Origin of the sequence: Enterococcus villorum (genome assembly GCF_007990225.1) — a bacterium.
Taxonomy (GTDB): domain Bacteria; phylum Bacillota; class Bacilli; order Lactobacillales; family Enterococcaceae; genus Enterococcus_B; species Enterococcus_B villorum.
On record NZ_BJWF01000001.1, the window covers coordinates 28,569 to 52,941 of the forward strand.

The following is a 24,373-nucleotide window of genomic DNA, read 5'->3' on the forward strand; positions in this document are numbered from 1 at the left end:
GAAATACGAAATGAAAAAACTTGGGCTACCATTAGGATAGAAAATGAACCTTAAAGTAAACATAAAGTAGACTATTTATCTAAAATAATCCATGCTTATTTTAGTCAACCTTTCATCAAATGGATAAAAAAGAATCGGTTAGCTAAAATGGTGAATTATTTTTATTCCCTATCTTACTCAATTGGATGATACGTAAATCCACTTCCGGTTACCTCAGCTACACTGCTAACAATCACAAAGGCTGTTGGATCAATTTCTTCAATGATTGGTTTGATTTTTGAAAATTCATGATCGGTAACTACAATTAATAGAACTTCTTTTGATTTCCGATTGTAGCCACCTTTTGCTTCTAGTAATGTAAGACCACGTCCAATTTCTGCACTTAATCGTTGACGTATTTCTTCCAAATAATTCTCACTCATGACCATAAGCGATTTTTTCCGATTCATACCGGTTTCAATATACGTCATGACAATAGAGGTGATGACGATGGAAAGAATAGCATATAAAAATTCTTCAAATCCAAAAATAAATAAATTAAGTGAGACTACAAATGCATCAGTCACTAACAAGCCAATAGAAGTATTTAGATGAAAATACTTTTTAAAAATCAGTGGAGGGATAGTTGTACCTCCACTAGAAGAATTATTTTTATATAAAATCGCTACTCCAAGAGCAAATATAGCGCTACCAAAGATAACTGATAATAATCGGTCAGGTGTCACCATGGTTTCAGGTATGAGGGCGATAATCAACGGGAAAACAAGGCTTCCAAAAAGTACCTTAAAAAAAGGCTTTTTCCCAAGAAAAACTAGCGCTAACACTAACATTACACTATTTAACACTAATATAACCAGCGCTCGATTAAAACCAAAAGCTGATTCTAAAAGAATACCTAAACCACTCACACCACCAGCGGCAATATGGTGAGGACCTAAAAACATGTTGATACTCACACCTAAAATTGTTAAAGCAAATACTATTTTTGTATAAATCCAAGTAATTGATTTGATTTGTTTCATTTATTCACATCCATTAATTATTTTATTCTAATATTCTAGCTATTTTTTCATTATAACGTATTTTTGTTCATAAGTTAATAGATATTTAAAAACAAAGTTAGGTATAGCTAACTTTGCTCATGATTTTTATTATTTTACTTGTTTTTCAAATTTTATTTGCTTTTTTATTAATTAGGAATAGGTAAGACAGCTCCATATACCAAACAAAGAGAAGCATTGCCACGATAAAAGGCACGTATTGTTAAAAAATATCTATTCTTATCCTTTGACCGTTAAAGTGCAAGAGCCATTTGCTACGATTGTTTCTCCATCTAAATAAACTTCAGCTGTCCAAAATTGAATTGCTCGACCAATTTTAACAGGCTGTGCAACTACTCGTAACTGCCCCGTTTGAGCTTTATTTAAATGATTGACATGTAAATCTAAACCAATCGCAACTTGTGAAGCTGTAAGATGTTGATTGGCACCAATACTACAAGCTGTTTCGATCAATACACCACTAATCCCTCCATGAAGATAACCAAACGGTTGGTGGTGTATTTTTGAAAGAGGTAATAACAGTTCCACACGTTCTTTAGATACGTAAGAAGTTTCGATTTTTAAATAATCAATTAAGTTCATCATTTGTCGCATTCCTTTTTTCATTTTTTGAATAGTATAACAGAAAAAGAAAAAAAATATAAAATAACAAATGTTTCCTTTTTCTTTTGTGTATAATAAGGATGTTCGAATTAAAGGAGGAAATATATGAGAGAGTGGAAAACAATCAAGCAGTATGAAGAAATTTTATTTGAAAAGTATGGAAAAATAGCCAAAATAACTATTAATCGTCCGCAGGTGCACAACGCTTTTACACCTAAAACAGTTTTTGAGATGATTGAAGCTTTTTCAATTTGTCGAGATCGTCAAGATATCGGTGTGATTATTTTAACAGGAGCAGGAGATCAAGCTTTTTGTTCTGGTGGCGATCAAAAAGTCAGAGGAAATGGCGGCTATGTTGGGGAAGATCAAATCCCTCGTTTAAATGTTCTAGACCTTCAACGATTAATTCGCGTGATCCCTAAACCCGTGATTGCTATGGTAAAAGGTTGGTCGATTGGTGGTGGTAATGTATTACAACTTGTGTGTGATATCACAATCGCTGCTGAAAATGCTAAATTTGGGCAAACAGGACCTAATGTAGGTAGCTTTGATGGGGGCTATGGCTCTGGTTACTTAGCTCGCGTAATTGGACATAAAAAAGCCAAAGAAGTATGGTTTATGACGAAACAGTATTCCGCAAGTGAGGCTTTAGCGATGAATTGGATCAATACTGTCGTTCCTTTAGATACAATTGAAGACGTCACTATTGAATGGGCAGAAGAAATGTTGAAAAAAAGCCCCTTAGCGCTACGAATGATCAAAGCCTCATTAAATGCTGACACAGATGGTTTAGCAGGTATTCAACAACTAGCAGGTGATGCTACTTTACTATATTATACGATGGATGAAGCACAAGAAGGTCGAGATGCATTTAAAGAAAAACGAGAACCTGATTTTGATCAATTCCCAAAATTTCCGTAACAAGCAACCAAAAAGTTGGTTACAAAGACAAGCTTTGCTTCATCCAAACCATTTAGCGTTTACTTCAAATAATTGTCAGTTCACTTTTAGTGAACTAAATCACTATATACAAAAATATGTTTCTTTTTTTCAAGAAGAAATGAAAAACCAGAATAAAGAATATAAAAGAGTGGCTATTTTAAGCAACAACCACCCAAAAATGTACTTCACTATCTTAGCATTATGGGAACTAGGAATAGAGGTACAGCTACTAAATACACGATTAACTAAAGAAGAGTTAATGTATCAGCTAAAAGATGCAAATACACACTTACTGATTACCGAACTTTATGAAAAGACAGAAATCAGGACCACCCTTCTTTCGTTTCCAAAAAGCGAAGAGTTGAAAAATATAATGGAAGGACATTTTATTGATCTTGGATATCAAGATGAACATATCGCTTCGATCATGTATACATCTGGTACGACAGGAAAACCCAAAGGCGTTCCCCAAACATTTGGAAACCATAAAGCCAGTAGTCTAGCTACACAAAAGAGTATGAATATAAACTCTGGAGAAAGTTGGCTTTGCTGTGTTCCTTTATATCATATTAGTGGTTTGTCGATTCTCTTACGTTCTTTAGTTTTAGGTATTGGTGTGCATTTATGTGAAAATTTTGATCCAAAAAAAGTCAACCAATTCATTCTAGAAAGTAAAGTAAATTATCTCTCACTGGTAACAAAAATGTTAAGAGAATTAATCGCTTACGTTTCAATAAATGGGTACCCAGAACATTTTAAGCAGATTTTACTTGGCGGGGGACCAGTAGAGTTATCTCTTCTTGAAACATGCAAAAAAAACAATTTATCTGTCATGTTTTCTTATGGAATGACTGAAACATGTGCGCAAGTGGTTGCTGGTCAGAACAAGTTAAGCACCGAGAAAAAAGGAACTGTAGGCAAGCCACTTTTTCATGTCCAACTAAAAATCAAAGAAGCAAGTCAACCTTATGAAGCAGGAGAAATTCTTTTGAAGGGGCCTTCCATTGTCACTCGTTATTTGAATGACCGAGAAAAAGCTTGTTGGAATGACGATGGTTGGTTTAGTACGGGAGATTGGGGTTACTTAGATCGTGATGGGGACTTATTTATTCTTAGTCGAATGAGCGAGCGAATTATTTCAGGAGGAGAAAATATTTATCCTTCAGAGATCGAAACGGTATTTTTGAAAAGTAAAAAAGTGGCAGAAGCTATTGTTGTAGGGAAAAAAGATGCCATATGGGGGCAACGTCCAGTGGCTTACATTAAATTACAAAAAATGTCAACGTTAACTCATATGGAGATCCAGGAACTCTTGCAATTTCTTGCTCCGTATAAACATCCGGATGAAATTTTTATCGTCCATGAGATACCTAAAACAGCTTCAGGAAAAACTTTAAAAAGACTTTTTTTAACAGAAGAAAGAGTGAATTATATTGACTACCAGCTTAGATAATTTAAAGCTAACAAATGTACCTAAAGAATCCTATTTGAGCTATAGTTTTGAAGTGCCTTACGAACCGTTGGAACATATTTTTGCTAAAACTACTGAATTAAAAGGTCAACGTTTTTTTGGCAAACACCCGATCGTCAGTTTGGCTTACTAGGGATTGGTCAAAATCTAATTAAAGAAAAAAGGAGCTGGTCTACAACAGACGTGATTGAAACAAAGAAAGAGTTTTTAAAAAAACTTTTATTTGTAGGAGATAAACAAGTTTCTCCGATCCTCTTTGGTGGACTGCCCTTTGATGCGAATAATAGGAAAAATGAAGTGATGTGGGGAGGGCTAGAAGAAGGTCATTTTATTTTACCAACTATCTTATTCAAACAAAAACATCAACGATTAGAAGTTGTTTTAACAGTAAAAAACCACTTTGAAACTTTAAAAAAACTCGAGTATGCATTCACTGAAAAGATCACTCAAGTAAATGAGATACTAAAAAGAAGTATCCCAACTTTTTTTAAAGGTCAAATAGATAGTGAATGTGAAAGACATGTACCTGAATTTTTACAGGCAGTAAAAGAAACCGTCCAATGCGTTTCAGACCCTAAAGAAATACTAAAGAAAGTCGTATTGGCTAGACAGCTTCAAATCAAAGGATCTTCAATTTCGACTGAAAGAATTTTATTTCACTTGATTCAGCAACAACCAAACACTTATCGTTTTGTCCTAGAAAAAAAAGAAAAAACTTTTATAGGTGCGACACCAGAACGATTAATTCAAGCGACGAATACTCATTTTTTGACAGCTAGTATCGCTGGATCAACGACTCGTGGATCAACTGAAAAAGAAGACCAAACCCTAGGAGAAAACCTTTTAAAAGACTTTAAAAACCTCTCTGAACATCAATTAGTTGTGGATCGATTATCCAAGCAGATGACCTCATTTATTGATGGAAATCTAGTCATTTCTAGTAAAAGTCTTTTAAAAAACCGTGATATTCAACACCTCCATCTTACTTTGAAGGGACTTCGTAAGAAAGAAATATCATTTTTAGAAGCGGTAAAAGAACTTCATCCCTCACCAGCTTTAGGAGGGGAACCAAAACAACTAGCAATGGATTGGTTAGCCGAAAAAGAACTTTCTGGAAGAGGGTTATATGGCGGTCCGATTGGCTGGTGTGAGGTTGTTGATGATATCGGTGAGTTCGCTGTTGGCATCCGTTCTGGTGTTGTGGATTCGTCAGGTGCACTTTTATATGCTGGTTGTGGCATTGTCAAAGATTCAACACCAGAAGCTGAATATGCAGAAACGGCTTTGAAATTTCAACCAATGCTTAGAGGAGTAAAGGAATGACAACGAAAAAAGAAACAACCGCCTATTTATTGGCTTTTATTCACGGACTAAAACAGAGTGGTTTAAAAGAGATAGTGATCAGTCCTGGTTCACGTTCTACACCCTTGGCATTACTAGTTTATCGTGATCCAAAAATCAAGTGTTACGTCAATGTTGACGAACGATCAGCAGCTTTTTTTGCGCTAGGATTAGCAAAAGGAACTGGTCAACCAGTGGGCTTACTTTATACTTCAGGAACAGCAGCAGCTAATTATTATCCAGCCATTTGTGAAGCAGAAGCTACTCAAGTTCCTTTAGTTGTCTTAACAGCGGATCGTCCACCAGAAGCTTTAGGAGTTGGAGCACCGCAAACCATGAATCAAAACAGCTTATATGGCAGTCATGTCAAAAAATACCTTGGAATGGCGGTTCCTGAAGCGGGTGAAACTTTTGAAAGATATAGTTTTTGGCATGGTTGTGAAAGTGTCTCAATTGCTAAAAAATCACCGAAAGGACCAGTCCATATCAATTTTCCTCTTCGTGAGCCTTTATTGCCAGACTTAACGCAAACATTTTCACGCACCTATAACAGAAAAGAAATAGAGCCAGAAAAGAATGGGAATTTAGAAGTTCCCGAGCTATCTTCTTGGTTAACGAAAAAAGGCTTAATCATTGTAGGTAGAGAATTGACGATCGCACAAGCCAAACAGTTGCTTGAACTTTCTGAGATACTGGGCTGGCCGATCACTGGCGATCCCTTATCGAATTTAAGTTCTTGTGCAAAAATAAGTAATAATTATCTCGCCCATACAGATTTAATTTTTTCAGCAAATAAGTTGGCTTCACCGGAAGTGATTTGGCAGTTTGGAAACTTACCATTAAGTAAGAATCTTATGCTTTATCTAAAACAGCAAGAGGTTTCTTATGTCCTAATTGATGAACGAGCTCAATGGAAAGACTGGCTACATTTAGGAAACTATTTTTTAACTATTGATCCAATGACATTTTGTGAAATCATTAAATCAGTTAAGAAGAGTTTACCTCATGCAACATGCGACAAAAACTGGCTCATCGATTGGCAGGAAAAAAGTAAGAGAGCGCATCAAGTAATTGAGTCTATTTTAACACCAACTACTTTTAACGAAAGTAATGTAAGTAAACGACTATTTGATTTACTTAAACAAAATGAGACATTGTTTTTATCTAACAGTAATGCCATTCGTTTTATTGATCGCTTGGCTGAACCTGCAAAACAGGCATTTTCAATTTATGGAAATCGTGGAGTAAATGGCATTGATGGAATTATCTCAACTGCTGCAGGCGTCTCTATGTCTAAAAAACACCATTTATTTTTATTAATAGGGGATTTAGCCCTTTTTCATGATATGAATGGTTTACAAATTGTGAAAGAATTAGAGTTATCAATAACTATCGTGGTTCTCAATAATAATGGCGGGGGAATTTTTTCTTTCCTTCCACAAAGTGAATTGGAGACATCACTTTTTGAACCTTTGTTTTCTACACCTCTGAATTTAGAATTAAAAAAAGTAGCAGATTTATATCATGGAAGCTATAAAAAACCACGATCAATGGGGGAATTTGAAGACATGATTCATCAGAGTAGAGAAAATTCCACGTGGACATTAATTGAAATCTCAGGAACTCAAAAAGAGCCAGTTGACTGCTGGTACAAAATGGTGAAAGAATTTGGGAACAGTTATGACTAAAGAAATAATAACTATCAATGGGGTGAATTATGCTTATTACTGGTTGCAAAAAAGCAATCCTTAAAACCCGGTATTGATTTGTTTGCATGGTTTTACGGGCACATCACAAAGTTTTTCCTTTTCTTTTACCGAAATCAACGTTTTAGCTATTGATTTAATTGGTCATGGTCAGACGGATGTGTATGTTCATCCATATCGCTATAAGCTATCGGTACTTGTAAAAGATTTGTCTTTGCTGACCATTCAGTTAAACATTGATTCTTTTTATTTATTAGGTTATTCAATGGGTGCAAGAACGGCATTGGCATGGTCAATTGAACAACCTAAAGGCATCAAGGGTTTGGTGATGGAAGGTGGCACACCTGGTATCCAATCGCCACTTGAAAAAATAGAACGACAAAAACAAGATAACCGTTTAGCTACAATGTTATTCACTTCTTCACTTGCTCATTTTATTGAATATTGGGAGTCGCTCCCGATATTCAATAGCCAAAAAATGTTGCCGCTATCTGTAAGAAGAAATATCCGCCAAGAAAGATTATCTCAACAAGTCATGGGGTTAGCACTTAGCCTAATGTATATGGGGACAGGACAGCAAAAAAATTACTGGCCAGACTTAAAACAACTTCAACTTCCTATCCTTTATTTAGTAGGGGAAGAGGATGTAAAATTTCAAAAAATAGGAAAACAGTTCATCGAACAAAATAAATGTTTTCGTATGATACAAGTAGCAAACAGCGGTCACTGCATCCACTTAGAACAGCCAAAAGCCTTTGAAAGATTGGTTGGTCAATGGATAAAGGAGGAAGAAACAATGCATGCGATTAACAAAAATAAGTCAACTCCAATTTAAACTTCCTTTGGTCACTCCTTTTAAAACAAGCTACGGTACCCTAACAGAAAAAGCTTTTGATTTGCTAATTCTTGAAGACGAACTAGGAAATCAAGGGATAGGAGAATTGGTCTCCTTTCAACAAGCAGATTATATTGAAGAGACGCTTGAAATGAGTCGCCTGATAATAAAAAAAGAACTCATTCCTTTGCTTACTCAGCATACGTTTACTCATCCTTTACAGATACACAAAGTTTTTACTAAAGTGCAAGGTAACTTCATGGCAAAATCAGCCTTAGAGACAGCTTATTGGGATTTATATGCTAAAAGACACAACCGTAGTCTCAATAAATATTTTGTCGGTGCCAAAACAGAGCTTTTTGTGGGTATCAGTTTAGGAATCCAACCAACCCTTGAAGAGTTATTGAAACAGACCCAAAAATATGTCGCTCAAGGATATCAACGTTTGAAGTTAAAGATAAAACCTGGGTTTGATGTTCAGCCACTGACTTTATTACGCCAAGAATTTCCTGATTTACTACTAATGGCTGATGCGAACTCAGCCTATACATTACAAGATTTGCCGATTTTTTTAGAGATGGATCATTTGAATCTCTCGATGATTGAACAACCCTTTGACCAACGTGATTTTGTAGACCATGCTTTTTTACAAAAACAGTTAAAAACAGCAATTTGTTTAGATGAAAATATTCGCACATTAAAAGACGTTCAAACGGCTTATGAATTGAGAAGTTGTCGTGCGATTAATCTGAAAATACCACGAGTTGGTGGGCTGACGGAAGCACTGGCGATTACTAAATTTTGTCGAGAACATGATTTGTTGGTTTGGATAGGAGGCATGTTTGAATCGGGGATTGGACGCGCAATTAATCTACAGTTTGCTAGTCAAGATGTCTTTACTTTTCCTGGAGATATTTCTGCCTCTAACCGTTACTACTATGATGATATTGTTGAAGAGAAAGCGATACTAAAAAATGGCAAAATAAAAGTGCCCTCAGGAAATGGTCATGGAGCTATTCTTGACCAACAAAAAGTTTTTCGTTACTGCATACATGAAGATTTACTTTTCTTTGGGTAATACGAATCATTTAAGTTGGATTATTAACTCTAGAAAGCAAAATAAAACTGCTTTTTAGAGTTTTTTTGTGCAGAGTGAAAAATTTTGTTACCGATAACATTTTTGAAAGCGTTGTCTTTTATCTTTTTGTCTTTTATAGTGAACACGTAATCTAAAAAAAGGGAGGAACAATATGAATACCGCAGCCATCTATCATCGGCCAGAAAGTGAGTATGCTTTTTTATACACAAAAGATACCCTTAGAATCCGCTTACGAACTTGTAAAGACGATGTGAAAAAAGTTTATTTAATAAGTGGAGATCCTTATACGATCAATTCTGAAAAATGGTATTTAGAAGAACTACCAATGAAAAAAAGCCTGAGTACATTAGTACATGATTACTGGGAAGTAGAGCAAACCAGTACCTCTAGAAGGTTGCAATATGGGTTTCATCTTGTAGGGATTGATGGAACTGAATGTTTTTATGGTAACCAAGGGATTTTTTCCTATGAATTGACCACGTTAACTGAACCCAATGGCTATTTTCGTCTGCCTTATTTCCATGAAATTGACCGTTTCAAAATTCCACAATGGGCGAAAGAAACCGTTTGGTATCAAATTTTTCCAGAGCGTTTCGCAAATGGAGATGAAACAAATGACCCAATTGGAACGCTTCCTTGGGGAAGCAAAGCGCCTGCTCGGGATGATTTTTTCGGTGGCGATCTACAAGGAGTGATTGACCATTTAGATTATTTAGTTGACCTAGGTATCAATGGGATTTACTTTTGCCCTATTTTCAAAGCAATGTCGAATCATAAATATGACACGATTGATTATTTAGCTGTTGATCCAGCGTTTGGGGATGAAAAACTTTTAAAAGAGCTGATTGAAAAAGCCCATCAAAAAGGGATAAGAATTATGCTTGATGCGGTGTTCAACCATATCGGAAGTGATTCTCCTCAGTGGCAAGATGTCATTCAACATGGAGAAAAGTCGATTTATAAAGATTGGTTCCACATCCATTCTTTCCCTGTTGACACTTATCAATTAACGGACACTCCTGAAACAGCCAAAAATTTGGCCTATGATACATTTGCTTTTACTCCATTTATGCCTAAACTTAACACGGCAAATCCTGAAGTGCAAAAATATTTATTAAATATTGCTTCTTACTGGATAGAAGAGTTTGACATTGATGGTTGGCGTTTAGATGTTGCCAATGAAGTAGATCACCATTTTTGGAAAATATTCCATCAAAAAGTCACAGCTATCAAACCGGATATTTATATTTTGGGTGAAATTTGGCATTCTTCCCAAGCTTGGCTTCAAGGAGATGAATTTCATGCTGTCATGAATTATGCATTTACTGATTCCATCAAAGATTATTTCGTCAAACAAAAAATAAGTGCTTCACAGATGATCAGTGGCATGAATCATCAACAGATGCTTTATCAAGACCAAGTGAATGAGGGCACATTTAACTTACTTGATTCTCACGATACGGCTAGAATTCTCACGTTATGTAAAGGCAACAAAGATTTATTGAAATCGGTCATGACGTTTATGTTTTTACAAAAAGGTGCTCCTTGTATTTATTATGGAACAGAAATTGGACTGACTGGTGAAGATGATCCCGATTGTCGAAAATGTATGGTTTGGGATGAAAACCACCAAGATTTAGAATTGTATGGTTTTATCAAAGAGTTGATCTATCTCCGAAAACGACTTTCAAGTATTTTAATTCAAGGAGCAATCAACTGGGAGTTGGTGGATGACAGCAAAGATATTATTCACTTTTCACGCGAATTGAATGGTCAAAAAATTCACGCTGTTTTCAATCAGTCGTCCCAATCCTATCTCGTTGAGCAAGGAAATGAAGTGATCTTAAGTCAAAATAGTGAACTGCTAAACGATGGAAAAGCTGAAATTCAACAAAATGGTTTTCTCATCCTAAGCGAATAACTTGTTACCGGTAACAATCAGAAAGCGTTTGCAATCAATAGATTTATAACAGTATACTTTTTATAGACAAAACATCAAGCGAAGTGGAGGAACGAAAATTGAAAAAAAGTTATGTTAAAAAAATTGGGTTAGGTTTATTATCTCTAGGTATTTTAGGTGGATTAACAGCTTGCGGTAGTGGAAAAGCTGATTCAACAAGTGGTGAGGATGCCGAAAAAACATTAACAGTCTCCGTAGACTCTGGCTATAAAGATTATATTAATGAGATTAAAGGAACGTTTGAAAAAGAGAACGACATCAAAATTAAGCTTGTAGAAAAAGATATGTTTGACCAGTTAGAAGCACTTTCATTGGATGGACCTGCTGGAAAAGGACCAGATGTAATGATGGCTGCTTATGATCGAATTGGTGCGCTGGGTCAACAAGGTCATTTAGCAGAAGTAACACTTGGGAATGATTCAGATTACGATGAAACGGATAAAGCACAAGTAACATATGATGGAAAAATTTATGGGGAACCAGCAGTGATTGAAACATTAGTTTTGTATTATAACAAAGATTTAGTTGATCAAGCACCAACTACTTTCAAAGAACTTGAAGCGTTAGCGAAAGACAAACGGTTTGCATTTGAATCAGAAACTGGGAAAAATACCGGATTTTTAGCTAAATGGACGGATTTCTATTACTCCTATGGATTATTAGCTGGGTATGGCGGTTATGTTTTTGGGGATAATGGAACAGATCCATCAGATATTGGATTAAACAATAAAGGGTCAGTTGAGGGGATTACCTATGCGACCAATTGGTTCCAAAACATTTGGCCAAAAGGAATGCAAGATATTAAGAGTGCTGGAGATTTTGTGAGTCAACAGTTTATGTCCAACAAAGCTGCAGCAATTATTGACGGTCCGTGGCAAGCACAAACCTACAAAGACAACAAGATCAATTATGGCGTGGCCAAAATTCCAACATTAAACAATGGTGAATCTTACCAACCATTTGGCGGTGGGAAAGGCTGGGTCGTAAGTAATTATTCTAAAAATAAAGAGCTCGCTCAAAAATGGTTAGATTACGTCACTAACACGAAAAATCAAGAAAAATTCTTTGAAATGGTCAATGAAATTCCTGCCAATCAATCGGCACGAGAAACAGCAAAATCAAAAAATGATGAACTCACTACAGCAGTAATTGAACAATACGAAACAGCCCAAGCAATGCCAAATATTCCAGAAATGGCTGAAGTTTGGACAGGTGCTGAAAACTTGATGTTTGATGCAGCTTCTGGTTCTAAAACACCAAAAGAGTCAGCGAATGAAGCTGTGAAAACAATCAAAGAAGCCATTGAACAAAAATATTAAACAAGTAAAGAAAAAAAGCAATTTTCAATGATGAGAAACAAAGACATTTTTCGAAGGTTCTATTTAAACAATAAAAGACGAAGTAATAAGAAGCAACCTAGAAAACGATCGTTATAGATGTAAAAATTCCAGTTGAATCAGTAAAAAATAAACCCATTTTATCTGTTTCGACTGGATTTGATCATCTAGGTCTCATCATAGGAAAAGGTAAAAAGGTGACGAAAAGGCTGAAAATTCACAAAAAAATCCTTAATTTGCGATAAAAAAAGTAAGACAAATCAGTTCTTGAACGAATGATTAAAATAGTAGTACTGGGGGACAACAATATGGAAGACGAAAAAAATAAGGTGAATGTAAAAAAAATAACACTCCTATCACTCATACCTGGACTAGGACAATTTGCAAATGGTCAAACATTTAAAGGAATTGTTTTTATAGGTTTATTCTTAGCATTTATTTTGCAATTATTTTTAGGGGGATTTCATTCTTTAGTCGGATTAGTTACTTTGGGATCCGTTCCGATGGAAGATCACTCCTTGTTTATCTTGATTCAAGGCACTTTACAATTGATCATCACCATCCTTTTTTTCATTTTTTATGGATTGAACGTATTAGATGCAAAACGTGTTGCCGTTCAACGTAAAGAAGGCAAAAAAATTAATCGAACAATGAAGGAAGTTATACATAACATAGGTGATGAGGGTTTTCCTTATTTACTCACACTTCCAGCATATCTTTTGATGATTTTTACCATCATTTTCCCAGTATTAGTAACGTTATTTACAGCTTTTACTAATTATGATTTTAAACACATTCCACCAGCTAGTTTGATTGACTGGATCGGTGCGAAAAACTTTTTTAGCATTTTTTTCTTAAGTTCTTATCGCAATACCTTTTTCTCCGTGTTTACTTGGACAGTTATCTGGACATTGTGTGCCACAACACTTCAAATTACTTTAGGGATTTTTACTGCAGTCATTGCTCATCAAAAATTCATTAAATTTAGACGTGTTTTTGGCATTATTTTTCTCTTACCTTGGGCAGTTCCGGCATTTATTACAATTATGAGTTTTTCGAATATCTTCAACGACAGTGTAGGTGCGATTAATACCCAAGTGATCCCATTTATCAACCAGTTACCATTTGTGGATATTGGAGCTATTTCTTGGAAGACGGATCCTTACTGGACAAAAGTAGCCATTATCATGGTGCAAGGTTGGTTAGGATTTCCGTATATCTACGTGATGGTGACAGGAATTTTACAATCCATTTCTGAAGATTTATATGAAGCAGCTAAAATTGATGGTGCAAATGCTTGGAAACGTTTTTCTAACATCACTCTACCAGCTGTCTTTTTAGTAGCAGCCCCAACCTTTATTACTCAATACACAGGTAATTTCAATAATTTTTCAATGATCTATCTCTTTAATAATGGTGGCCCTGGTAGTGTAGGGGGAGGCGCTGGTTCAACAGATATCTTGATTTCTTGGATCTATAAATTAACTACCGGAACATCCCCACAATATTCAATGGCTTCGGCAATTACACTGATTATTTCCGCCATCGTCATCTGCGTTTCCCTACTAGTATTCAAAAAGACCAATGCTTTTAATATGGAGGATTAAGCAATGAAAAAAATTAACTCAAGCGCCAAATTTCAACGAAGAGTTTCCCAATTTTTTACTTATGTATTCTTGATTATTCTTTCCATCATTATCATTTATCCTCTTTTGATTACTGCAAGTACAGCCTTCAAATCGGGAAATATTGCTGCATTTAGTCTAGATTTATCAAGTGATTGGACGCTAAATAATTTTAGCCGACTATTTTCAGAAACACTATATGGCACTTGGTATAAAAACACATTGATTATTTCAATTTTAACAATGGTTATCCAAGTAACCGTCGTAACTTTAGCTGGCTATACCTATAGTCGCTATCGTTTCATTGGCAGAAAATCCAGCTTGATGTTTTTCTTAGTGATTCAAATGGTGCCCACAATGGCCGCACTAACCGCTTTTTATGTCATGGCATTTCTGTTAAACGCTTTAGATAGATATTGGTTTTTAACGATGATCTATATTGGTGGAGGCATTCCCATGAATACGTGGTTAATGAAAGGCTATTTTGATACTGTACCGATTGATTTAGACGAGTCTGCCAAGCTGGATGGTGCTGGACATTTTCGAATTTTTCTACAAATTGTTTTGCCGTTAGTCAAACCAATGATTGCCGTTCAAGCTTTATGGGCTTTTATGGGACCGTTTGGTGATTTTATGCTAGCGAAATTCTTGTTACGGACGCCAGAAAACCAAACAGTTGCGGTGGGGCTTCAAACATTTATTTCTGATGTAACCAATCAACGAGTGTCATTATTTGCAGCAGGGGCGATTTTAATTGCACTACCGATTTGTCTCTTGTTCTTCTTTTTACAAAAAAACTTTGTCACTGGTTTGACTTCAGGCGGCACAAAAGGATAGGAGTTTTTTATGATGCAGATATTTCCTTTCAATTATTTTTCTCAATTACGTAACCCCAAACGCATATTTGCAGGAAGAAAACAGTTAACTTGGCCTAAGTTCAGCTTTATTTTTCTCTTTTTCGTGTCTTTGATGGTTACGCCCATCACCATGTATTACACCAGACAAGTAAACAGGATTCCGCTAGAACAATTTTTAACAGTCAATCAATTGATTGACCAAGAGGGGGTCACACGTTTTTCCGAATTAAAGTTATCAGCAGGAGAGCTAAAATCTTCACCAATGACGATTTATCATCATAAAGATTTAGTGATTGGTGTTAGCTTATCCAAAGAAATACGAAATAAAAATAAGACATATATTAATTTCGAAAAAAATCACTGGACAATTCAGCAAAAAGAAGCGGACCATATCAGAAGATATCAAATGAATTATCAGTCTACTTTTCAGCCTAAATCAATTCGGACACCAGAAGCATTTCAAACATTTTTAGAACGAGAATTTTATTTGAGTAATCGTCCCACAATTATTTTATCTTATAGTATTAGTTTAGGTGTTTTGTTATTTGTTATGACTGCTTTACTATTATTCGGTGCATCGTTCTTTCTATGGATGACAAGAAAAAGTCAGTTTTCTTCTATTCAATCATTTAAAGAAAGTGCTAATTTAATGTTACAAGTTATTGGGATTGGCTCAATTGCCGCTGCATTCATCGGTTTCATCCATTTTAACTTAGTCTGGATGCTAGGAATCCAGTCAACGATTGCTGTACTTTTACTTTTATGGATTTTTGCTAAAACTGGTTTCAAGGATGAAATAGCTGAAGCTCACCCCATTCAAATGTGAGAAATAAATGGCATAAAAAAGTTTAATAAGTATCCAAGATTTTCTCTTGAAAAATACCTTCTGAGTTGATTCTTTTCGCATTTAGTATTAACGTAAAAGAGTAGTTTTTTTAAGGAGGAAAATCATGTTAGAGAAAACATTATACAATCAATTATTTTCACGTTCTTTCTCGCTCCCAGTTCAAGTGACTTATTGGGATGGTACAACAAAACGCTATGGAGATACAGATAATCCTCCCCAAATCAAAATCAATATCCATGAAGAAATCCCTATGAAAGAAATTACAAGTAATGCATCTCTTGCTTTAGGGGAAGCTTATATGGATCATCGCATCGAGATTGAGGGAAGTATCCAAGCGTTAATCAGTGATGCTTATCAGCAAACAAACAGCTTTTTAAGAGGAAAAGATTATTTAAAATGGCTTCCTAAAAAAGAAAAGCATACAAAAAGACAAAACAAAGAAGATGTTCACGCCCATTATGATCTAGGAAATGATTTTTATGAAATGTGGCTAGATCCTACATTGACTTATTCTTGTGCCTATTTTAAAACGCCAGAGGATACTTTGGAACAAGCTCAAATGAATAAAGTACGTCACATTTTAGACAAATTGTTCATCAAAGAGAATGATACCTTACTTGACATCGGTTGTGGTTGGGGAACACTCATGTTTACAGCTGTTAAGGAATACCATGTGACTGCCACTGGTATTACCTTAAGCGAAGAGCAATACCATCATATCAACAATAAAATCAAAGAAGAACACCTTGAAGATCAATGCCGAGTTTTATTAATGGATTATCGCGACTTAAAAGACGAGACATTTGACCATATCACAAGTGTTGGAATGTTTGAACATGTTGGTTCAGATAATTTAGAAGGGTATTTCAATGTCATAAAAAATCTATTAAGTCCTAAAGGCACAGCTTTAATCCATGGCATTAGTCACCAACAAGGTGGTGCTACAAATGCTTGGATCAATCAATACATTTTCCCAGGTGGCTATGTACCAGGGGTAACAGAATTAGTGGACAACATCACTAAAAATGATTTACAACTGATTGATTTAGAAAGTTTACGTCGGGATTACCAGTTAACGCTAGAACATTGGACCAAGAATTTCCATGCTGTAAAAGACAAAGTGATTGAAATGAGAGGAGACTCATTTTATCGGATGTGGGATCTTTATCTTCAAGCATGTGCGGCTTCGTTTGAATCAAGTAACATTGATGTCATTCAATATTTATTAGTGCAACCAGGAAATAATGAGATTCCTATGCATCGTCTATCGTAAACTTAGTTCTAAAGGAAAAACGAGAATTTATTTCTCGTTTTTTTATTTTTATTCATTTTTTAAATGTTAAAAAATGACAATCCATTTTTCCTTAGGTATACTTGTATTACTTGCTTTTTTATTAAGAAAGGAAATGAATAAAAAATGAAAACTAACGTTATTTATTTTGGGCTCTTCTCATTATTATTACTAACAGGTTGTCAATCGAACCCAACAACCCCATCAAAAACACCTTCTCAGTCATCAAGTAGCACAGTACAGCAACAAACAACAAACGCTTCAAGTCAACAATCAACGGACAAAGCTACTACAGCTACGTCAAAAGATATTAAAGTATCTGCACAAAAAGCCATTGAATTGTTTCAAAGAAAATATCCTGATGCTGCTGTTACAAGTTTAGAATTAGACAGTAGTTGGGGAAGTTACTTCTACAAAGTGGATGGTGTAGACGATCAAAACGAATATGAAGTAAAAATTAATGCATCAAACGAAGAAATGCAAACGCAAAATCCTGAACGTTTAGATTTGGATGAACAAAATGGGCAAAAGAAAAAAGAAGATGCGCTAGATACATCTAACCTTATCAGTATTGAAAAAGCTGCTGATATTGCAGTAAAAGAAGTTGGTGGAGGAGAAGCCACGGATTGGGAATTAAATAAAGAACTTGGCACAATCTACTGGGAAGTCAAAGTAAAAAAAGGCAATCAAACGACACAAGTGAAACTCAATAGCCAAACCGGAAAAATTTTAGCAACAGAAATTGATGATTAATTGTTTCGATTCTATTTGCTTTTTCTCTGCTTGATGATAAACTAGAAAAAATGATTTATCAAAGGAGAGAACAACTTGACCTTAGAAACGACTTTTTTTAATCATACTTTTGCTAACCCATTCATGAATGCTTCGGGTGTTCACTGCATGACAATCGCTGAGCTAGAAGAACTTGCAAACTCAAAAGCTGGTGCCTACATTACGAAGAGCTGTACCATCAACGAACGAAGTGGAAATCCAGAGCCACGTTATTATGATGTGCCACTTGGGAGCATCAATTCGATGGGTTTGCCAAATCTAGGATTTAAGTACTATCTAGATTACGCATTAAATGTGGAACAACAATCAGATGGACAACCATTATTTTTCTCTATTGCGGGCATGAGTGCAGCTGAAAATTTAGAGATGCTAATGATGATTGAAAATAGTGACTTTCAAGGAATTACCGAACTAAATCTTTCTTGCCCTAATGTTCCGGGTAAACCGCAATTGGCTTATGATTTTGATGCAACTTTGGAATTGTTAAAACAAGTATTTGCGCATTTTACGAAACCATTAGGTATTAAATTACCTCCTTATTTTGATTTGGCTCACTTTGATCAAATGGCGGAAATTTTAAATCAGTTTCCCTTAACTTATGTCAATTCGATCAATAGCATTGGAAATGGCTTATATATTGATCCGCAAAGTGAGACTGTAGTGATTAAACCAAAGGAAGGATTTGGTGGTCTTGGTGGTGAGTATGTGAAGCCAACTGCTTTAGCCAATGTCCGCGCTTTTTATACTCGTTTAAAACCTGAGATCAAAATTATTGGGACTGGTGGTATTCGAAATGGACAAGATGCTTTTGAACATCTATTGTGCGGGGCAACTATGCTGCAAATCGGTACAGAACTTCACAAAGAAGGACCACAAATTTTTAACCGTATCACTAAAGAACTTGAATCAATTATGACAGAAAAAGGCTATCAATCAATCGATGAGTTTCGAGGAAAATTAAAAACATTATAATCAATTCATATAAATAGCAAAGACTGATGAATGAAAACTTGAATGTCATTTCAATGGAATCAAATCAGTCTTTGCTATTTTGTTGTTCTTTGGTTCTGCTTTTTGTAACTAGCAGAGGCTTATTGGGGTAGATAAAATCTTAAAATATCTCATAAATTCGATTTGTCTCACTGAACCTTTTCTCTTTACCTAAACGTTGTCTTTGTTTGTTCAAAAAAAATGTGAGAAAATAGCTAAAAAAGGAGGGGTTCGATTGAAAGATGGAGTCGGGATCGTTCATGCTTTAAAAGAGAAGAAGTTGAGTTATAAAGAATTAATAGCTGATGTGACAAAAAAAGTCGCACAAAAAAATACTGAGCTAAATGCTTTTGTCACGTTTGAACCAGAACAAGCTGTTCAAGTATATTCCCCTGAGTTAACAAAGGCACATCCTTTAGGGGGATTACCATTTCCATTAAAAATGTTAGGGCAAGAAAAAAAAGGGTGGTTCGCCACTTCTGGTTCTAAACTTTTCCAGACACATCGTGCTTCCAGAAATTCAAATTTTGTTTCACAAGCTGAAGCAATTGGTTTAATTCCTCTTGGACAAACCAATTCCCCTGAGTTTGGGTTTAAAAATATTACCGATCCACAGATATATGGTCCTGCTAAAAATCCATGGAATATCGCTCATTCTCCAGGAGGATCAAGTGGAGGCGCCGCAGCTATTGTTGCTTCAGGTATCTTGCCTATAGCTGGTGCAAGTGATGGTGGAGGTTCCATTCGGATTCCAGCTTCATTTTGTGGACTAATTGGCTTAAAACCATCACGTGGTACGATGCCTGTAGGACCTCATGCTTGGCGAGGGTGGCAAGGAGCAGCCATTGATTTTGGGTTAACCGTTTCTATGAGAGATACCAAAGCATTATTTATGGGAATGCGTGGCACTCATTCAGGAGCGCCTTATCAAGTTTCTCCGATAGAGTGGCAAAGACATTTACCGAAACAACCATTAAAAATAGCCGTTTGTGTCGATTCTCCAATTGGTACACCAATTAGTGAAGAAGCGAAAGAAGCGGTAAATAATGCGGCTCATTTTTTAGCTCAAAGTGGACATGAAATCATTGAAATCAAGTATCCTCTTAATGGCAGAGATTTAATCCAATCCTATTATCAGATGAATGGCGCTGAAACAGCAGCCATGATTCGCTCGATTGAAACAAACTTAGGACGTTCTGTCACAAAAAATGATCTTGAGCCAATGTCATGGGTCCTATTAGAATATGGTAAAAAGGTTTCTGCTGCCACCTATATTGAATCTCTCCATTTATGGGATCATGCAGCTGTAACAATGGAAGAATTATTTCAAACGGTGGATCTTTTTCTTTCTCCGACGACAGCATTCACTGCACCCAAAATCACGGCAGATCTTCAAAATAATGAGATTCGAGAAAAAATGGCAAGGATTGATAAATTTAATGAAAAAGAAAGCCTGGAAATTATTTCTGAGATGTTTGAAGAAAGTTTAAAAATCACGCCATATACGCAATTAGCAAATTTAACAGGTCAACCAGCCATTAGCCTACCAACCTATATAGGGTGTAACAGTTTACCACTCGGCATTCAATTTATGGCAGCAAGAGGAAGAGAAGACATTCTGTTTCAAATAGGTGATTTATTTGAAACAAATCAAAAATTTCATCTGCCACCAAGTTATTAAAAATAAATAAACAAAAACAAATCGAAAAAGACTTTTTTTGAAAGACGAATAACACTTACCAATAATGAAAAATGAACCTCACAGTTTTGTAGTGAGGTTTTTTTCATTATTATTTTTTTAAGAAATGAATCACAATAGATTTTTTTTTAAAACTAAGGTAAAATGAAAAAGCGAAAATACGTTCGGAGGTAGACAAATTGAAAACGCCCTTAACGATCGAGATGGAAACGTCTCTTTATCAATATTGTATTGAACAAGGTGGGATTGTTGTTGAAGAGGTTACGATGCCTGAGGAACATGGAATTGTCGATACGTTAAACTGTCTGACAAAATTTGACGGCACGAGAGAATGGCGTTGTTATGAGCTAAAAGTATCAAAAGCAGACTTTCGATCGACAGCAAAATTATCATTTGTTGGACATTATAATTACTTTGTTCTCCCAAGGACTCTTTACGAAGAAGTCCAACAGGAAATTCCAACAGATATTGGAGTTTTAGTTTATCGTCCTTATACATTAGAAGAGGAGATGCCAGCACCCGGTACTTTTGTTATCGCAAAAAAAGCTCGTAAAAAAAAGTTAGCAGTCACAGAGGAAACTTTGACTAATCGATTTATGGCCTCTTTATTCAGAGAAGTCAGAAAAGCCAAACAAATGGAACGAGGCGTAAAGTATTTCCCAACAGACCAACTTTATAAAGAATTAAAAAAACGATCAGATACTCAAGATCCATTCTCAAAAGAGCGGTATTATGAACGATTTATTGAAGAGACAGAAAATCAAGCCATTCAAGACTTAAAAGAAGAGATCCAAGCTTTGCGACAAGACTATGAATTTTTAAGACAAAATCAACAAGCCAAGCGTCTACCAACAGAACCATTGGAGTGAGTAACGATGTATTATCCTTACCTAAGAGGAAAACAATTTGATTTACTAGCGTTAAAAGAAAGTCTTCAGCGTCATGTTTTATCCCCAAAAATCGTTCCTATCATTGAACCAGTTCGAGATTCAGCAACTTTAAAAAACGTGGTCGAGATGTTTCAAAAAGTAGGGCACCCTCTAGTTATTGTCAATAACCCACAAGTGGGACAGTTTAAACTTTTTGATGAACATTTGCATAAATGGGCGCAGGCAAAAAATAGTTCTATTGAATATGCGTCGATCGTCACACCCACTAATTATGAAAAAATAATGACCGAGCCACCTAACTTCATCATTTTTGATGTCCAGCATCAACCACGTGATCCCAAAATTTGGAAAAAACTTTTACAAACAGAGGCCAAATTTTTGTTGCCAGAACAAAGTCGGCTTCGCATTTGGTTACCTGAAAATAAGATCGTAATGAAAGAGGCATTTCAACCAAGAAAACACGTGGAATCTTATCTTGAAAAAATCGATGATTTTTTTAGTGATGATTATCTATTTTTTAAAGAAGAGGGGTGCATTGGGTTTTCTGATTTTACCATCGAAGGCAGTCGTTATTTTGACAAAGGCTTCCCTAGTCGTGCGCTGGCTCTCCATCTTACTTATGTGGACGCATATGGCAATATCAGAGTCAAACACTTTGTCTCTGATACAAATGAAACTGCGAAAGATCAAGCACTAAAATTCTTTGAAGCAGCTGAAAAAATGTATAAATGGGTCATTAGAAACCAGAATCAGCTACTTATTACAAGTGGGTTATTAGAACTTATTTCTTTGTACCAGTTAAGAAAATTTCCCGGTTTAGGTGTGTTAAAGAAATGGACATTGCTTCATCACTTAGAACTAATTAGTCAGTTATTGGATCATCCGAAAAATTGGTTGAAAAAGGGTTCAAAAATAACCGAGCTCTATTCACTGATCGGTGGCATTGAGCAAAAAAAAGAAGAAGAAACGATGGGCTAGTTTTCTTCTTCCTTTTTTTGTTGGTTTATAAATTGTTTTTTTGTTTTCTCTAGATCATTGTTGTTTGTCAAAATCATTAATTGAGGAACTCTTTCTAAGAGTGTGATTTCCTGCATGTCTTTTTCAAATAAAGCCAAACGTTTTTGGATTTGTTCCTGAGTGTCTCCACGTTTTAAAAACCGCTCTTTTAATTGCTTCTTAGAAATTTTTACAAACACCGGTTGGATACAACTGCCAAAAGTATGGTAGAAAGACCAAAAACCAGCCGCAGTTAAAATGATGTAACAATCACCTTGTTCTAACTTGTGCATGACCTCCGCTTTACTTGACCCATATTTTTCTCCAGCATATTCATCCCATTCAACAAACGCATCATTTTTGATCATTTGCTCAAATTGACTTTCCGTAACAAAATAATAATCTATTTGATCTCGTTCGCCTTTTCTAGGATGGCGAGTGGTATAAGTGATGATTTTTTGGTTGGGTTCAAAAAGTTCTGAAGCTAAAGAAGTTTTTCCAGAACCAGAAGGCCCGATAAATACATAACATTTATTCATAACTATTCTTCTCCTCATAAACAATCCAATCTAATGAAATAAACGATACACGATAAACCATTCTTTCGCAACTAGTTGCTTTTTGAAAACTAAGAATACATAATAAAAAGCGAGCGTGAGGCAAAAAGTAAAGAATACTTTTGTCTCACGCTCTAAAAAAAATATACGTTTTCCCAACCTCAATAGGTGAGTCAATAAAATTTTAAACCAACAGTCCCGTCACAATGGCACTTAAAAAACTAACAAGTGTCGCTGTTAGTAAAATTTTCAATCCATGTTTTGCCACTAAATTTCCTTTTTCTTCATTTAGCCCTTTCATGGCACCAGAAATGATCCCAATAGAAGAAAAATTAGCAAAAGAAACCAAAAAGACAGATAAAATTGCAGTTGTACGTTCCGTAAAATGAAGATTGCCGGTTGCTAATTCCGTCATGGCGACAAATTCATTTGTTACAAGTTTTGTCGCCATAATACTACCGGCATTTACTGCCTCACTCCAAGGAATGCCACTAATAAATGCCAGTGGCGCGAAGATATAACCCAATATTTCTTGGAAAGAAATACCAAAAACCCCACTAAAAATCGCATTAATCATCGCAATAAGAGCGACAAAGCCGATGAGCATCGCAGCTACCGTAATCGCTACATGGAAACCATCAAGGATGTATTCTCCAAGCATTTGGAAAAAGGTTTGTTCTTTATTTTCTTCAATAATCAATTCGTCTTCTTTTTCTGCTAATTCATAGGGATTGACGATTGAAGCTAAAATATAACCACCAAATAAATTCAACACTAGAGCGGTGATTACATATTTAGAATCAATTAAAGCCATATATGATCCAACAATAGACATGGAAACAGTTGACATAGCAGAAACACTCATGGTGAACAAACGCTTTTCAGATAAGAACGGCAATTCTTTTTTGATCGAAATAAACACTTCTGATTGACCTAAGATAGCTGAAGCGATCCCGTTATAAGATTCTAATTTACCCATGCTATTGATTTTACTTAAACCTAAACCAACAGCTTTCATAAACAGAGGTAACACCTTGATATATCGTAAGATTCCTATAATTGCTGAAATAAACACAATCGGCATCAAAACGGTTAAAAAAAATGGCGCACTGCCTTTGTTTGCCACACCTGCAAAAACAAAATTAACGCCTTCGCCTGCAAAAGCTAATAAATGATCAAATAGCTTAGCAAGTAATGAAACAATTGCTGTACCAAAAGTTGTCCGCAATAAGATGAAACCGAAGATAAATTGCAACACAATCATCACAACTAATGGCTTCACTTTAATAGCTTTTTTGTTGGTACTAATCAAAAAAGCAAGACTAAAAAGAAAAAGTAACCCAATAATTCCTAAAAACTGACTCAAATTATCACCCCTAACCAAAATTCCGTTTCATTTTACCTGTTTTATTTTTAAATTACTAATGTTTAGTAAAATTTTCATTGTTTTTTTAAACTGAAACGCATTCATCAT

General features: G+C 35.5%; 22 protein-coding genes. 18 read left to right on the forward strand and 4 right to left on the reverse strand.

Annotation, left to right across the window (positions count from 1 at the left end; translation table 11 throughout):
* Window positions 1–173: 173 nt before the first annotated feature.
* Complete coding sequence (locus EVI01_RS00145; RefSeq protein WP_010750931.1) at window positions 174–1,022, reverse strand: YitT family protein; 849 nt, start codon at window positions 1,020–1,022, stop codon at window positions 174–176.
* A 258-nt stretch (window positions 1,023–1,280) separates the two neighbouring features.
* Window positions 1,281–1,643, reverse strand: a complete 363-nt coding sequence (locus EVI01_RS00150; protein ID WP_025480637.1) for a PaaI family thioesterase — start codon at window positions 1,641–1,643, stop codon at window positions 1,281–1,283.
* A gap of 126 nt (window positions 1,644–1,769) precedes the next feature.
* Here EVI01_RS00150 and menB point away from each other — a divergent pair, with 126 nt between their 5' ends.
* From menB to EVI01_RS00235, 18 genes are all read left to right on the forward strand, one after another.
* The gene (gene menB, locus EVI01_RS00155; RefSeq protein ID WP_010750933.1) at window positions 1,770–2,585 is read left to right on the forward strand and encodes a 1,4-dihydroxy-2-naphthoyl-CoA synthase; all 816 of its coding nucleotides are present in this window, start codon (window positions 1,770–1,772) and stop codon (window positions 2,583–2,585) included.
* Window positions 2,530–4,059: an o-succinylbenzoate--CoA ligase gene (gene menE, locus EVI01_RS00160; RefSeq protein WP_010750934.1), complete on the forward strand. Its 1,530-nt coding sequence runs from the start codon at window positions 2,530–2,532 to the stop codon at window positions 4,057–4,059. The genes menB and menE overlap by 56 nt, the downstream gene beginning before the upstream one ends.
* Window positions 4,040–4,210 (forward strand): hypothetical protein, encoded by a 171-nt coding sequence (locus tag EVI01_RS13935; RefSeq protein ID WP_010750935.1) that lies wholly within the window; start codon window positions 4,040–4,042, stop codon window positions 4,208–4,210. The genes menE and EVI01_RS13935 overlap by 20 nt, the downstream gene beginning before the upstream one ends.
* A 2-nt stretch (window positions 4,211–4,212) precedes the next feature.
* Complete coding sequence (locus EVI01_RS00165) at window positions 4,213–5,400, forward strand: isochorismate synthase (RefSeq protein WP_503327669.1); 1,188 nt, start codon at window positions 4,213–4,215, stop codon at window positions 5,398–5,400.
* On the forward strand, window positions 5,397–7,106 hold the full coding sequence (menD, locus tag EVI01_RS00170) for a 2-succinyl-5-enolpyruvyl-6-hydroxy-3-cyclohexene-1-carboxylic-acid synthase (protein ID WP_010750937.1): 1,710 nt from the start codon (window positions 5,397–5,399) through the stop codon (window positions 7,104–7,106). The genes EVI01_RS00165 and menD overlap by 4 nt, the downstream gene beginning before the upstream one ends.
* A gap of 73 nt (window positions 7,107–7,179) precedes the next feature.
* Window positions 7,180–7,959 (forward strand): 2-succinyl-6-hydroxy-2,4-cyclohexadiene-1-carboxylate synthase, encoded by a 780-nt coding sequence (gene menH / locus EVI01_RS00175; RefSeq protein WP_257006897.1) that lies wholly within the window; start codon window positions 7,180–7,182, stop codon window positions 7,957–7,959.
* Window positions 7,925–9,037, forward strand: a complete 1,113-nt coding sequence (gene menC, locus EVI01_RS00180; protein WP_010750939.1) for an o-succinylbenzoate synthase — start codon at window positions 7,925–7,927, stop codon at window positions 9,035–9,037. The genes menH and menC overlap by 35 nt, the downstream gene beginning before the upstream one ends.
* A 172-nt stretch (window positions 9,038–9,209) precedes the next feature.
* Window positions 9,210–10,979, forward strand: a complete 1,770-nt coding sequence (locus tag EVI01_RS00185; protein WP_146811479.1) for a glycoside hydrolase family 13 protein — start codon at window positions 9,210–9,212, stop codon at window positions 10,977–10,979.
* Between the two features lie 98 nt (window positions 10,980–11,077).
* A complete protein-coding gene (locus EVI01_RS00190; RefSeq protein WP_010750941.1) occupies window positions 11,078–12,337 on the forward strand; it encodes an extracellular solute-binding protein in 1,260 nt (419 codons plus the stop codon).
* Window positions 12,338–12,663: 326 nt separating this feature from the next.
* Window positions 12,664–13,962, forward strand: coding sequence for a carbohydrate ABC transporter permease (locus EVI01_RS00195; protein WP_010750942.1), 1,299 nt, complete (start codon window positions 12,664–12,666; stop codon window positions 13,960–13,962).
* Between the two features lie 3 nt (window positions 13,963–13,965).
* A complete protein-coding gene (locus EVI01_RS00200) occupies window positions 13,966–14,817 on the forward strand; it encodes a sugar ABC transporter permease (protein ID WP_010750943.1) in 852 nt (283 codons plus the stop codon).
* 12 nt (window positions 14,818–14,829) lie between these two features.
* Window positions 14,830–15,663: a maltodextrose utilization protein MalA gene (locus EVI01_RS00205; protein ID WP_025480640.1), complete on the forward strand. Its 834-nt coding sequence runs from the start codon at window positions 14,830–14,832 to the stop codon at window positions 15,661–15,663.
* A 124-nt stretch (window positions 15,664–15,787) separates the two neighbouring features.
* Complete coding sequence (locus EVI01_RS00210) at window positions 15,788–16,957, forward strand: SAM-dependent methyltransferase (protein ID WP_010750945.1); 1,170 nt, start codon at window positions 15,788–15,790, stop codon at window positions 16,955–16,957.
* A gap of 144 nt (window positions 16,958–17,101) precedes the next feature.
* On the forward strand, window positions 17,102–17,728 hold the full coding sequence (locus tag EVI01_RS00215) for a PepSY domain-containing protein (protein ID WP_010750946.1): 627 nt from the start codon (window positions 17,102–17,104) through the stop codon (window positions 17,726–17,728).
* Window positions 17,729–17,803: 75 nt separating this feature from the next.
* On the forward strand, window positions 17,804–18,739 hold the full coding sequence (locus EVI01_RS00220) for a dihydroorotate oxidase (protein WP_010750947.1): 936 nt from the start codon (window positions 17,804–17,806) through the stop codon (window positions 18,737–18,739).
* A gap of 253 nt (window positions 18,740–18,992) precedes the next feature.
* The gene (locus EVI01_RS00225) at window positions 18,993–20,438 is read left to right on the forward strand and encodes an amidase (protein WP_010750948.1); all 1,446 of its coding nucleotides are present in this window, start codon (window positions 18,993–18,995) and stop codon (window positions 20,436–20,438) included.
* Window positions 20,439–20,635: 197 nt separating this feature from the next.
* Complete coding sequence (locus tag EVI01_RS00230) at window positions 20,636–21,325, forward strand: hypothetical protein (RefSeq protein ID WP_010750949.1); 690 nt, start codon at window positions 20,636–20,638, stop codon at window positions 21,323–21,325.
* A gap of 6 nt (window positions 21,326–21,331) precedes the next feature.
* A complete protein-coding gene (locus tag EVI01_RS00235; protein ID WP_010750950.1) occupies window positions 21,332–22,324 on the forward strand; it encodes a sce7725 family protein in 993 nt (330 codons plus the stop codon).
* On the opposite strand, the gene EVI01_RS00240 is transcribed toward EVI01_RS00235, so the two are convergent.
* Complete coding sequence (locus EVI01_RS00240; protein WP_010750951.1) at window positions 22,321–22,881, reverse strand: guanylate kinase; 561 nt, start codon at window positions 22,879–22,881, stop codon at window positions 22,321–22,323. The two genes, EVI01_RS00235 and EVI01_RS00240, sit on opposite strands and share 4 nt — an antisense overlap.
* 202 nt (window positions 22,882–23,083) lie before the next feature.
* Entirely contained in the window at window positions 23,084–24,265 is a 1,182-nt protein-coding gene (locus EVI01_RS00245) for a NupC/NupG family nucleoside CNT transporter (protein ID WP_010750952.1), read from the reverse strand.
* Window positions 24,266–24,373 lie beyond the last annotated feature (108 nt).